A 14325-nucleotide genomic window follows, 5' to 3' on the forward strand; every position below is an offset into this window, starting at 1 on the left:
GGTTATTTCTCCATTTCTAAACTAGCAAGAATAAAAGGGCCGACTGCTTTAGGATCGTTCGCGCGTACATTTTCACTGATGTAATAAGCAAAGCTGCCATCTCGATATGGTTTACCGCCAAGTCCTGCTACTTCACATACTTGTTGGATTGATAAGGTGTTATCTGCTTCACGTTTGATAAAGTTGCTAACTACAGCATTAAAGGTATTTTTTGCAATCACTTGGTAGCTATCAGACAAGTAACCTTGATTAACACCTCTTGCAATCGCATAGCTGAGCATAGCACTGCCAGAGGATTCTAAATAATTACCGTCTAATTCACCTTTATCTGTAACTTGATACCATACAGCGGAGTCAGAACGCAGCTTTAACATGTTATCTATCAATGTATTAAAGCGCTGTGATAGCCACGCTTTTTTAGGGTGATCATTCGGTAGTTGATCTAATACATCAACCATTGCCATGGCGTACCAACCGATAGAGCGCGACCAATGATTAGGTGATTGTCCGGTTTTTTTATCAGCCCAACGCTGTTGTTTAGATTCATCCCAGCCATGTACAGGTAGAGAGGTGTCACTGCGATAAGTATGTTGTTCAATTAATTCAAACTGTTTTATAACATCATCATACTGATCGACTGTCCCAAAGCGGCGGATATATTCGGCATAAAAGGGCGCTGCCATATATAAACCATCAAGCCACATTTGCGAGGTATAGCGTTTTTTATGCCAAAAGCCACCATCAATTGTGCGAGGTTGTAATTTGAACTGTGCATATAAAGTATCGAGGGCAAGACGATAATTACGATCTTTTGTTTCATCAAACATAAAAAACAGTAACTTGCCGGCATTGAGCATATCGAGATTATATTTGCTCATTACGTAGGTTTTAATACTGCCATCTTCCATTACTAACGCGTCTACATATTCTTTAATGTAATTGAAATAGCGTTGTTCTGGTTGATGCTGATAGAGCTTGGCAAATGACAGTAATACTAAGCCATGGGTGTAATCCCAGCGCGGTTCAGTGCGCCAATCAATGGTGTAGGCCTGTGGATTACGGATCATCTCAGAGTTAGCCATTTGCACGGCATAGCTCAGAGAGTTGTTATTATTTTGCGCAGACACATTCATTATTGAGCAGAATAAGCAGCAGAGCAAAAATGAAAAAATATTTTTATTTACGCTGTTTTTATTGATTTTGATTATACGCATCATAAATCCTTATGAGCTTAGTGTGCTGATGTTGTTGAAGGGAAGTGAGTTTTGGCCGGTAAGCAAAATGCGATGGACTTTGCTTTCCGGCTGAATAATCTATGGCTGGTTAGTTGTTACCAGCTAGAAGCTTTGCTACTTCAAGGCTTGCTAGAATGAAGGGACCATTTCCTTTAGGATCATTTTTGCTGACCGGCTCGCTCATATAATAGTGATAACTACCATCACGACCAAAGCCAAGGCCTGCAACATAGCATTGGTTTGTCATACTTACCGTGCCATCGCTATGTACTAATGTAAATTGGTTAAGTAAACCTTGATACGCTGCAAGGGCAGTGTCTTGATAATCAGCATCGATATAGCCATTATTAAGTGCTTTTGCATAAAAGTAAGCAAACATGGCTGTTGCAGTTGATTCTTGGTAGTTACCTAAAGCCGTTGGTTTGTCTAAAACTTGCCACCATGTGCCAGTATCAGTATCTTGAACTTTGGCAATATCAGTGGCCAACTCTTTTACCATAGCGAGTAAGGTATCGCGTTGCTCTGTGTTTTTTGCTGGGATGTAATCGAGTACATCAACCACCGCCATAGCGAGCCAACCCATACCACGGCCCCAAAACTCTGCGGAAACACCGGTTTGTTTATTCGCCCATGTTTGCTGTTTAGATTCATCCCAACCGTGATAGTACAACCCTGTTTTTGGATCGCGTAGTGCTTCACGAGTGAGCTTAAATTCGTTTACAACCTCGGCGAAGGTTTCTTGTTGCTGATGGCCCGTTTCAAATAAGCTACCGTACTGGGCTAAAAACGGCATACCCATATAAACGCCATCTAGCCACACTTGATGTTGATATTTGTTTTTGTGCCAAAATGCGCCTTGTGATGTACGTGGCTGTAACTGTAATTGTGCACGTAAAGCTTTTGCGGCAGATAAATATTGTTGCTGCTGGGTATCTTGGTATAGCTGGATAAGATTACGCCCAGGCGGAATGTTATCAATGTTAAAATTGCTTTGTTTATAGGCGGTGATTTTGCCTTGTTGATCAATAAAGCTACCAGTAACTTGGGCAATCACATTCTTATAAGTTTGCTCATCAGTTGCCATCCCTAATTGGTAGTAAGCATATGGCTGTAAGCCGATAATGTCGTATTCAAACTTTGGGCTGCGCTTACGGTTCACATCCCAGCCATTGGCATGATAGCCTAGTGCTTTTCTTTTCAGCTCTGAATCGGCAAGGGCGCGGGCCCATTCAAGGGCTATTTTATCATTAAGCGGTTGCGTCGTTTTTTTTGCTGTAACTGTGGTATGCAAAGTAATGCGTGGTTTAATTGTCAATCTTTCAGCTTGTTGATCAAGGTACTCAATAAAGCTTTCTTTATCGTTGATACCACTTTCAGGTTGCCAAACAGAGGCAAAATAGTAATCAGCATGCAGTGTATTTTGCCCTTTAGGTTTAAGCACTGCAAGGTAGTTATTTTTGTCTTGGCGTACATCAATAACATCACCTTTTTTAAAAAATACCGCCATACCTAAAGCTGATTTATCTAAACTCTGATTGCCCCAACTGGCAATATAGCTATAGCCATAATTACTCATTGCATCCAGATCACCTTGAATAAACTCAGTATCTGGGTGTTTGACCACACCGGCCACTAAATTAGGCAAATCTTTATCAGTGTTCAGTTCTACATGTGCCAAACGTGAGCCGCCGTGCATACTAATATTGGCTATTAAATCTTGCTGTTGATAGCTGTTTTGCCAGCCTTGATACTCAATTTGTATACTGGCGCGTAAATCGCCATTTTCAATAATCCGTGCTGTACGTTTGCTAACATCAGATACATGTTCCAGCTCATCATTACTACCCATCAAACCAAATCCGCCAGCACCTAAAGACTTACCCACTTTAAGGATATCCATGCCCCAGTCTTGTTTGTCATGATACGAAGAATAACCATCAAGGCCGACAGTATGTAGCACAGGTTGTGTTGTTAATTTGCCGAAAATATCAAAACCATTACGCCAATCTAGATAAAAACGGTAACCGACTTTATCCGACTCAATACCTGGGCCTTCATAACGGATCCAATTTGAATGATCGGTGTAATAATCTGGTGGTGTTAACTCATCAACATTTTTAAATTCACCGCCTACATACTCTTTTTTACCTGTGCCAACTTGGTGTTTTGGCGGACGAGAATGAGGCTGCCATTGACCACCTTGTTTATGGGCAAGATCAGCTTGAACACGTTTTGTTTGTGCTGTGATTGATGGGCTACTTTGCTGTGTAATGGTGACTTCAATCGGTTTATCATTTAAATCGACAATAAAATACACACCATCAAGTTCACCGTCTGAATCAATATCTACTGCTTGGCTTGGTAATACTTGCTGCGCTGTTTTTACAGTTAAAGCAGCAGTTTGGCTAAGACCTAAATCGTAATAGCTAAGATAGATAGGCTCGTCAGGGCGTTTAAACGAAGATGGATTAACAATGTCCACTTTAGCAACTAATGCGCTTCCAAGGGAGTTAGTTTCGCTCGCTTGCAGTGGTGTTTTAAGATCTGCATGTTCTTGGCATGCAATCAATAATAGGCTAGAGCTTAGAGCTGTTCCCATCAAAATGCGCTTTGATAACAGTGATGTTTTTAAAGTCATTGTGTGTCCTCAATGGTTGAGCCACTTAAATTAAGTGGCTCTATTATTGTTATTTATCGAGATTGTATGCTTTTTTCACTAGCCCATAGGTTAGTTGATAAGCCAGAGTCTGGGCAGTACTTTCGCTAATTTGATGATTTGCTACAAGCTCTGCTAAATAGCGACAATCAACGCGGCGTGCAACATCATGACGAGCTGGAATTGATAAAAATGCGCGGGTGTCATCATTAAAGCCAACGGTGTTATAAAAACCAGCTGTTTCAGTTGTTTGCTGTCTAAAACGAAGCATACCGGCGGGGCTGTCATGGAACCACCAAGCAGGACCTAACTTGAGGCTAGGGTAGTGACCCGCTAGTGGCGCAAGTTCTCGACTATAGGTCGTTTCATCTAATGTAAATAGGATGATTTTAAGATCAGGGTGATTTCCGTATTTACTCAATAGTGGTTTGAGTGCATTAACGTATTCAGTTTGGCTTGGAATATCACAGCCTTTATCACGGCCAAATTGATCAAATACCGCTTGGTTATGATTACGATGCGCGCCAGGGTGAATTTGCATCACTAAACCATCTTTAATGCTCATACCGGCAAGCTCAGTGAGCATTTGGCCACGGAATAATTCTTGCTCTTGCTCTGTTGAATGGCCTGTTCGACATTTTTCAAATAATGCTTCACATTCTGCGGTAGGTAAGTCAGCAGTTAATGCAGTAGGGTGGCCATGATCGGTTGCTGTTGCACGTCCTTCAATACGAAAGTAATCACGACGTATTTGAATTGCCGCTAAATAACCTTGCCAAGTTGTTGTATCTTGGTCGGTTATCTCACCAAGTTTAATTACGTTGTCGATAAAATCTTCACGGCTAGCATCAACCACATCATCAGGTCTAAAGGTGGTGATCACACGTTTTTCCATTGCAGAGCCTGCAATTGCGCGGTGGTGCGGGAGCTGATCAAGTGCACCTTCTGTTGTGGCAATTAGTTCAATATTAAAGCGGTCCATCAGTGCATGAGGCTTGAACTCGGGTGTTGCTAACGCAGCTGTAATTTTTTGATAATAGTGCTGACCATTTTCCGAGCAAAGTTTTTCAGTAAACCCAAACACATCACTAAATACCGCATCTAACCAATAGCCACTTGGCGTTCCGGCATACAGGTGATAGTTATCAGCAAAGATTTGCCATACTTTTTCAGGATCAGCTGCTTTTGAACGAGCCATATCGCCTTGCAGCCCATGCTCAGGTACTCCTAAATCAGTCATTGGGATACCTTGACTGTAGAGCATTCTAAACACGTAGTGATCGGGTTTTATAAATAGCTCAGTAGCATTGCCAAAGTTTTCATTTTCATTAAACCAACGTGGATCAGTGTGACCGTGCGGACTAACTATCGGTAAGTCTTTAATTGATTCATATAACTTTCTAGCGATAGCAACGACGCTAGGATCGCTTGAAAATAAACGATCTGGGTGCAATTCTAAAGGTTCGATATTGCTCGGCATTGAAGATTCCTTAACTGTTCTGCTTGTTTATTGCCACCGGTGGCATGTAAAGGTAAATTACACTGACAACGTATGGCAGTCAATATGTTAATTAGTTGTTGTTTAGTACCTGAAGGCAGGCTTGCGTGATTTTGTCATAGTCTTTACTTTGTACCCATTGTGGTTGTGCAACCCAAGTACCCCCCACGGCCATCACATTATTAAGTGCTAAATAGTCTTTAAAGTTTTGTTCATTAATGCCACCTGTTGGGCAAAAGCGAATATCAGCAAATACGCTGCTGACTGCTTTTAAAAACTGCTCGCCACCACACAAAGAGGCAGGAAATAATTTTTGCTCAGTAAAGCCATATTCTTTAGCAAGTAAAATATCGGCGGTGTTTGAAACACCCGGCACAACGGGCACAGAAGATTGACTAAGGGCATCGAGTAATCGTGGTGATACCGCAGGAGTAACAATAAAATCACTGCCGGCGGCAAGACTTTTTGCAAGTAATGCTTGATCAGTAATCGTGCCGGCACCAACGCATAAATCGGGTAGTGCTTTTTTAATCGCGATTAATGCGTCAAGGGAAGCTGGCGTTCGCAGCACAACTTCCACTAAATGAATGCCAGCCTTGTGCATTGCAGTGGCAATAGCCACACCTTCTTCACTACTGTTTGCTTGGATGATAGGCAATATAGGTTGGTTGCCTAATAATGTTGAAAACACGGTCATACAATTTTCCTATTAATACTTATTATTTTTGTAATTGAGCCATAGTTAACGGCTGTTTGTTTAAAGTGACATTGGTTAAGCTCATGTTATTCACATTAGCAACAATAGAATCATCACCCACTTGGTCAAAATGACAGTCGATAAAATGGATATCGTTCATTGGTGCGCGTGCAAAGCCATTGAGGTAAAAAGCCTTACTCAACACATTTTTACAATGTAGGTTTTCAATTTGAATATCACGAACTGTTGGGTCGAACTGTCCCGCATCGCCTTCTTCATAAAAAAAGTTGATCACAACAGCATTTTTAACCGTGCCAACTTCGATGTTACGTATGCGAATATGCTCGATCAAACCGCCACGTACTGAGTTAGTTTTGATACGAATAGCGCGCTCTAGGTGGGGGCTGTCCATGGTGCAGTTTTGCACAAAGACATTATTTACACCGCCAGATATCTCACTGCCGATCACAACACCACCATGGCCTTCTTTCATATGGCAGTTTTCAATAACAATGTTTTGCGATGCTACCCCAACACGGCGACCATCAGCATTTCGGCCCGATTTGATCGCGATACAATCATCACCGGTATCAAAGACACAGTTTTTAATGTGCACGTGGTCACAACTTTCTGGATCACAGCCGTCTGAATTAGGACCATGGCTTGAAAAATTGACGTTATCAACTGTAACACTTTGGCATAAAACCGGGTTCACTAACCAAAAAGGTGAGTTTTTAATTGTTACGCCTTCGATTAAAATATTTTTACATTTATACGGTTGAATAAAAGGAGGGCGTAAATAGGCACCAGTACTGTATATACGTTGGCTGACAGGCACACCAGCTTCGGCATCAACCATTAACTGATCACGTGCTTCACGCTGGTGCAATACTTTACCTTGGCTATCTTTAATTAAATCCCAATGACCTTCCTTGTGTGGTCCCTTCCAAGGCCACCATGTTTGGTTATCACCATTTCCTTGCAGTGTTCCTTTACCTGTGATGGCAATGTTTTCTTGTTCATAAGCATAAATCAGTGGTGAGTAGCCCATCATTTCTAAGCCTTCCCAGCGAGTAAATACCTCTGGTAAGTAATGATTAGGATCAGTGCTGAAACTTAATATTGCCTTATCAGCCAAGTGTAAATTTACGTTAGAAAGTAAATGAATCGCACCGGTCAAGTAGGTGCCATTTGGAATGTAGACCTGACCACCTCCTTGTGAGTGGCAGGCTTCAATGGCGTTTTTAATGGCCTGTGTACAATCATGTTGGCCATTTTCTTTTGCACCAAAGTCTTTAATATTAAATTGCTTAGCAGGGAAGGTTGGGACGACTATCTTAGCTTTTATATGTTCAGCCATTTGCCAATCGTCTGCGCTAATAGGCGCGTCAAAAACATTGAGCAAAGGGGCTGACTTACAGCCAACTAAGGTTGCTGTTACCAACGTGCTAGAAGCCAATGCTTTAAGAAAATACCGTCGTTGATTATTCATTTTGTATCCTGCTGCTGTAATTGGAATTATTATAATAGGTTAACATTAGCAGTTATTGCCACCGGTGGCAATGTGATTTTACTACAAAGTTTAAATTTTCAAAGACTTATTGTTTTTGAAAAAGTTATTTAAAATTAGCGACTAATAAAATAATCGATAGTAAAAATCATCGATTATGCACGGGGGAGAGTATTATATTGCAGACATAGCCTCAGTTAACGAGGCTATGTGTTGATTAAGTTTAGAAAGTGCCCCTTAAACCCACTAAGAACTGGCGACCTGATGAAAGGTTTTCGTAAGGGCGTGGCGTGTAAATATCATTCCACATATCTTGTTTTTCATCTGTTAAATTAACGGCTTCAAATGAAACACTCATTTTCTCTGTTAACTTGTAGCGGGCAGAGAAATTAAGCTTCGCCTTTGCATCATAACCACGCACAAAGGTTGATTCATCTTTATATTCGTCTAAATATTGTTTGTTATAGCCGCTTCGGTAGTTATAAGAAAAACGAGCCGACCAATCGTCTACTTGATAGTACAAGGTTATGTTGTATGTGTTCTTTGATGTTTCTTCTTCTACTAAGTTAAGTTGCGTGCCGTAAAATGGGTCTTCTATATCACGTGTATAATCAATATAGGTGTAGTTAGTTTGTAAACCTAAGGCATTAAATGGTTCAGGTAAGAAGGTAAAAGGCTGTTGATAAATAAATTCTGCGCCCCACATGCCTTCAGCATCGGTATTGACAAGTTGCGATACTTGCCAAGTCACAGTGCTAGGATCTGTGTCGCCAAGGTCGATACCAAGTCTATCAAGTTCGGCTTGTGATAAAACCTGCTCAGAGCTTGCTTTTGTTAAACCCGAAATATTTTTATAAAACAGTGATGTTGCAAGCAGTGACTCTTCAGCAAAATACCATTCCAAACCTAGATCGTATTGTTTCGCTTTATAAGGCTTGAGTGACGGGCCTGCACCCATCTTAATTGTCGCTGATGGATCATCAATACTCGGCGTATTAATACTGATTGAAGAACGCAAATCAGATAGTTTTGGGCGAGTAATTGCGTGTGAATAACTAAAGCGACCGACTAAGTCCTCAGTGATATCGTAAGCAAGGTTTAATGATGGCAGCCATTCATCTCCTTCACTCACAGACTCACGCCAACCATAACCTGCAGCATAGTTTGCACCGTCGCCACGTCCCGCAGTGAAACCATCTTTGTAAATATGATCTAAATTTACGATACGACTGGTGTTTTTGTTATCAACATAACGCACACCAACATTACCACGTAGCTCTTTATCAAATATGTAGTTTCTGAAATCTAACTGGACAAATGCTGTAGCAACTTCTTCTTTAATATAATAAGTGCGTCTAAAATCTTCTTTGGCTTGAAAAAAGTCTGCCCCAGCAAAGGCGTTGTACATGGCATTATAATCAGGTGCTAACCAAGTACTACTGTTAAGCGTTGATGAACCAGGAATTGAAGCGTTGTTACCAAAACTTACACCTTGTTTATCTAAAGTGGTATTGAACAAGCTGCCATCAATTTGGGCTGCATCTAGCGATATAACACGCTCTTCTGCTATTGCGCCTGATGTTTTGTTTGTTTCTTTATTGATGTCTTTCCAGTTATTTAAATTATAGTGTTGTTCTGTTTCAAAACTACGCTGACCCACACCAAACTTAACCGTATATTCATCGTTAATCTCGTATGTAAAATCAACTCTAATAGTTTTGTTTTCACTTTCAATTGTTTGCGAGCGATTACGTACTAAACCAGCGGTGTAATTACTTGGATCTGTCATCACCGACGCTATTTCATCTTTACTATAATTCCCGCCAGGTGGCTGACCTGCTGCAAATGCAAATGATGGCATATTAGTGTTTAATTCACCGCTACCAATCGCTTGTCCGCCTGGGTTATTAATTAATGATAATGGGTCTATATTACTATCAAAACTATAGGCCACGGTAGATTGATTACTATCTAGGGCAAAGGTGGTCATATTCGGAATGTCTAAATCTGATTTACCCTGGCCTATCAGGAAGTTCATTTTAAAACGATCGTTAATAAACCAATTTCCAGTAAAGCTAACTTGGTCAAATGCTGATTCAGATGTATCTTTGCGTGTTTCTGAACGGATAATGGCGTTTGAATATGCACCTGCGACTATGGTGTTGTTGGCATCGACATAAATGTTTTCAGGGACGATATCTTTTTGATCTCGTAATAATACTTCGTAGTGATATTCTTCAGAATCATTATCCAAGCTTGCATGCAACACATCTAAGTTGAATGAGAGATCATCAGTAGGCGCATATTGAAAAGCAATTGTTGCACCAAGACGTTTTTGTTGTTTTGAATACAATGAATAGCGAGGAATACGCGGTAAATATAATCCATCTAAATTTTCATTGGTGTAATTCCCGTTTGGCATTAGTAATGTTTTCGGTGCTACGGTAAGATAATTTGAGCCGCCTTGACCAACAGGTAAACCATCTTCGACAAAGCTTGGATTGTTTACAGTCCAACGTCCAGTTGAAGAGCCTTCACTTTGTACTGTGCCATCAGAGTATGCAATAGAGGCAAGTACACCAAACTTATTATCCCAGTTATTACTGAGCATAAAAGAAGCACGAGGCGATACATCCTCATCAACATCACTATAACGAGCATTGACATTGTAAGCGCCTTTAAAGCCATCATATTGAAATGGACGCGCCGTTTGTAAGTTAACATTGCCTGAGATGCCACCGTCTTCAAGTTCAGCAGAAACGGTTTTATTAATATCTATTTGGGTAAACAGTTCAGATGCGAATACGTTAAAATCAAAAGCACGAGAGGTATTAGAACCACCAGCCGCATCAGTAGCAGCACCAGCAGATGCTGATTCCATGCCATTAATTGTGGTTTTAACGTAACGAGAACCTAAACCGCGAATGGTAATTTGACGACCTTCACCCGCATCCTCCTCAATAGAGATACCAGGTACGCGTGAAAGAGAATCTGCCACATTTAAGTCAGGAAATTTACCAATATCTTCTGCAATGATGGTTTCACGGGTGCCTACGGCTTCACGCTTAGACATTAAAGCGGCATTGATACTACCGCGAAAACCTTTTACTTCGATCACTTCAAGTTGATCATCAGCAACAGCTTCATCTTGAGGGGCTGCATATGCTAAGCCACTGGTCAATGCGCCACTGAGTATTAAATTGGTCATTAACTTACTAAGTTTAAAATTGTGTGTGCTGGTTGTCATAGTGGTTCCACGTTCTACTTATTGTTATTAAGTTAACATGACTTAAAAGAGAGTGTTTGTCATGTCCTTGTTCTGATTTTTATTGCACCTAACCTCATAATCCATAATGGGAAAAACAACGAGAAAGCAAGTAGCAAAGTGTTTTATGAAATGGCTTGCTACCGGTGGCACAAAATGAAAAATATAGCGTTATTGATGCGAAGTCAAATGAAAAACATAACATTATTCATCATTAATTTACATTTAGAACAGCATACGAATACCATTCAAGTGCAACATTATCTATAAGTACTATGATTTAACTGATTATTTGCCACCGGTGGCATTGTATTTTAATTATAAATAATGGATGCGCTACTTTAGTCGTATAAAAACAATATAAGAATATTTTTGTTAGTATGTGAGTAATTTTTGATTATCAATTAAGAAAGGCAATTAACATTGAGTTGTTGGTATTGTGCGTAAAAAAACAGCTTAATTAAAATGTTAATTAAGCTGTTTACCTTAGGGGAGTTTAAAATTTAAATACTGTTTTACAAGTTGTAGCGTATTCCTAAAAAGAACTGTCGGCCGGTATGATTATATTCACGCGGTAAATCTAAACTGCCATCACCTGTTGTATATAGGCGTTCATACTCATCGGTAAGGTTAATAGCTTCAAATGTTACAGTGACATTTTCATTAATATTATAAAAAGCAGATAGGTCAAAATGTGTTGGACCAGATGTCGCTTCTTCGGCATTACCATTGTTACCCGTGTAATCTGTGATGTAATTGTCGCGTTTATTTACTGAGGCACGAGCGCCATAGTTTTCTTCTTCATAATACAGGGTAAAGTTATAAGAATTTTTAGAAAGGCCGGTAATTTCACCTGCAGAGACATACGTATAGTTAGACACTAACCCCATATTTTTTAACAACCCAGGTAGGAATGAAAAAGGTTGCTGATAAATAAGTTCAAGCCCTTTGATCACAGTACCTTGTCCATTTACAGGGACGAAATGTGTGTAAGGGGTAGTTCTAGGATCGAGCGCACTTGATGGATCATATTGCGGATCATTATCAATAAAGGGTAAATAAGCAGGATCGACGAGTTTTTCTTCACTATCACTTTTTATAAAAGAGCCAATGTCTTTGTAAAACGCTGTTGCTGCTAATAGCGACTCTTCTGCAAAGTACCATTCAACACCAACGTCTGTATTGGTAGAGGTGAAAGGGTCTAAGAATGGGTTACCCGCACTAACAGTGCCGTTTAAATAAGAAAACGATGGATTACCTGGATTGAGTGAACTCAAACTCGGGCGGGTCATGGTTTTAGATAAACCCAGCCTTACAATCACATCATCGGTTGCATCAAGGGCTAAATTTAGCACCGGTAAAACATTGTCATAGCTATTGTCGATTGATACCGCATCAGTTTGAATAAAACCTGTTGATGTGGTTTCAGTTTTTACATAGCGAACACCTGCATTGGTGCGTAGTAGCATATCGGAAATTTCATATTCAAAATTAGTTTCCACATAGGCAGCCATTGTTTCTTCTTCAACTTTCCAGCTTTGTGCACTGCGTGGCACCCACTCTTTAACTAAAAGCTGTGAATTTATTGCATCAAAATCAGCCACTATAAAGGGTGATAACGTGCCGTCATAACCGGTGCCAAAATCATCGTAGGGCATTAACTGAGAAAATCCAGCTGCAGAATCTTGATCAGGAAAACCGTTTATTTGTGATTCATCGTAACTAACCGTTCTGTCGTTATAGGCTATACCGCCTTTGATATTCATCATATCCATCTCGTATGATAAATCAATTTTAGCGGTGTCATTTTCGCGCAGTACATCGGTTGCACGTAAGCGCCCATCGGCTAAATCAAAAGAGTTGGCATCTAGAGTATCGTAATCGTAATTCATCACAGCGGTATTATTGCTGGTGCCAAAATCCATCGATACTCTATGAGGTGTGTTATTAGTCATGTTATAACGATACTGCTCAGAGCGAGCATCCGATTCAGCAGTGCCCACCATAGCGTCTAATCGAAGGTAATCAGATAAATGATATTTAGCTGAGAATACGTATTGTTGAAATTTTGTTTTTGAAATCTGCTGACGGCTTTCTACTCGAGATTTAACGCCGTTAAATGTCGCTGCTTGGATCTGTTTGCCATTGTCAGCCACGGTAATCGATTCAGGGGTAATTTCGCTGAATGTGTTTCTAAACATCTCGAAAAAGTTGTACATAGTACGATCATTATCGAGGGTTGAATGTAATGTATCTAGCGTAAGGACCAGATCATCGTTAGGAGCATATTGTAATGAACCGGTAAAGCCTAAACGGTCTTGTTCATTACCAAAAAAATCAGGGCGAGGCAGACGTGGCGTATATAAGCAGTTCACAGCATCGACTGTTTGACCTTCGAACTCACACTCCCCAGTATTGGGTGTGCCAATAACTTCTGTACTAGAGGTGTCAGCATAAATACCGCCACCATCGAGTACGGGGGTGGTCCAGCGCACAGTCCCAAAGCCTTCTTGGCGCACGGTGCGTTCAGATTTTGCGACAGAGAATAAAGCCCCGATTGTATCATCAGCAAATGTGTTGCTGATCATAAATACCATCCGTGGGTCGACTTCTTCAGTGAGGTCGTTATAACCGGCTTGCGCAGACGCTGCAACATGAAAGCCTGTTGTGTCAAACGGACGTGCAGAATACATATCAACAGTCCCGGCTATACCACCTTCTTCAGTTGCGGCCGTGGGCGTTTTTTGGATATCAACACGATTAAATAGTTCGGATGCAAATATATTAAAGTCAAATGCACGGCCACCATTTACGCCGCCACCAGAGTCGGTGCCATCGGTACTAGCAGGTACTTCCATACCGTTTAAGGTAGTACGTGTAAATGCAGGACCTAAACCACGTAAGGTAATTTGCCGTCCTTCACCACCTTCACGAGAAATAGCTACCCCAGGAATACGTTGTAATGATTCGGCGATATTCAGATCAGGGAATTTACCAATATCTTCAGCCGCGATAGATTCAGTGGTATTTACTTCAAAACGTTTAGTTGCTAACGATTTATTTAATGATGATCTAAATCCAGTTACTTGAATTAACTCAATGTCATTTTGGGCTTTAGTATCTGTTTGTGGCTGTTCATCGGCTGCGATTGCATACGATGTTGTGCCCAGTAGTAAGGCACTAACAATGCAGTTAAGTGGCTTGAGAACGAACTTATTTGCAGTCTTCATTGTGTGTTCCTTTTTTATGCTGTTGATTTGAGCTTTTATTTTTATTACTTTATTTAGCCAGTCAAATATAAGTCTATGATTAAATGTCATAAAACTATGATTTGAATCGATAGCAATATCAGCTAAATACGAATGCTACCGGTGGCATAGAAATCAAGCTATATCTAAAAAAGCGTATTGTCAAACCTAATAAATTACATTTTTCATGGTTTATTTACATTTTTTTGCAGTAAA

The 14325-nt window shown here is 40.4% G+C and carries 7 protein-coding genes; all 7 read right to left on the bottom strand.

From position 1 onward, the window contains the following. Window positions 1-2 precede the first annotated feature (2 nt). Entirely contained in the window at window positions 3-1217 is a 1215-nt protein-coding gene (locus H5154_RS02400; protein WP_259398437.1) for a glycoside hydrolase family 105 protein, read from the bottom strand. Window positions 1218-1323: 106 nt separating this feature from the next. Next, window positions 1324-3873 carry a glycoside hydrolase family 88 protein gene (locus H5154_RS02405; RefSeq protein WP_182717266.1) on the bottom strand — a complete coding sequence of 850 codons (2550 nt, stop codon included), beginning with the start codon at window positions 3871-3873 and terminating at the stop codon, window positions 1324-1326. Window positions 3874-3922: 49 nt separating this feature from the next. Next, entirely contained in the window at window positions 3923-5371 is a 1449-nt protein-coding gene (gene uxaC, locus H5154_RS02410; RefSeq protein ID WP_182717267.1) for a glucuronate isomerase, read from the bottom strand. Window positions 5372-5462: 91 nt separating this feature from the next. Continuing rightward, window positions 5463-6086, bottom strand: a complete 624-nt coding sequence (eda, locus tag H5154_RS02415) for a bifunctional 4-hydroxy-2-oxoglutarate aldolase/2-dehydro-3-deoxy-phosphogluconate aldolase (RefSeq protein WP_145239081.1) — start codon at window positions 6084-6086, stop codon at window positions 5463-5465. A 22-nt stretch (window positions 6087-6108) separates the two neighbouring features. Beyond that, complete coding sequence (locus H5154_RS02420; protein WP_182717268.1) at window positions 6109-7578, bottom strand: glycoside hydrolase family 28 protein; 1470 nt, start codon at window positions 7576-7578, stop codon at window positions 6109-6111. 241 nt (window positions 7579-7819) lie between these two features. Further along, complete coding sequence (locus H5154_RS02425; protein WP_182717269.1) at window positions 7820-10843, bottom strand: TonB-dependent receptor; 3024 nt, start codon at window positions 10841-10843, stop codon at window positions 7820-7822. A gap of 533 nt (window positions 10844-11376) precedes the next feature. Then, window positions 11377-14091: a TonB-dependent receptor gene (locus H5154_RS02430; protein WP_182717270.1), complete on the bottom strand. Its 2715-nt coding sequence runs from the start codon at window positions 14089-14091 to the stop codon at window positions 11377-11379. Window positions 14092-14325: the final 234 nt, after the last annotated feature.

Source organism: Pseudoalteromonas sp. SR44-5 (genome assembly GCF_014163675.1).
In the GTDB taxonomy this organism is placed as follows: domain Bacteria; phylum Pseudomonadota; class Gammaproteobacteria; order Enterobacterales; family Alteromonadaceae; genus Pseudoalteromonas; species Pseudoalteromonas rhizosphaerae.

Excerpts from the sequence above, each read along its gene's own strand:
- eda (WP_145239081.1), bottom strand. The coding sequence starts at position 6,086 with ATGACCGTGTTTTCAACATTATTAGGCAACCAACCTATATTGCCTATC.
- H5154_RS02400 (WP_259398437.1), bottom strand. The coding sequence starts at position 1,217 with ATGATGCGTATAATCAAAATCAATAAAAACAGCGTAAATAAAAATATT.
- H5154_RS02420 (WP_182717268.1), bottom strand. The coding sequence starts at position 7,578 with ATGAATAATCAACGACGGTATTTTCTTAAAGCATTGGCTTCTAGCACG.
- uxaC (WP_182717267.1), bottom strand. The coding sequence starts at position 5,371 with ATGCCGAGCAATATCGAACCTTTAGAATTGCACCCAGATCGTTTATTT.
- H5154_RS02430 (WP_182717270.1), bottom strand. The coding sequence starts at position 14,091 with ATGAAGACTGCAAATAAGTTCGTTCTCAAGCCACTTAACTGCATTGTT.
- H5154_RS02405 (WP_182717266.1), bottom strand. The coding sequence starts at position 3,873 with ATGACTTTAAAAACATCACTGTTATCAAAGCGCATTTTGATGGGAACA.
- H5154_RS02425 (WP_182717269.1), bottom strand. The coding sequence starts at position 10,843 with ATGACAACCAGCACACACAATTTTAAACTTAGTAAGTTAATGACCAAT.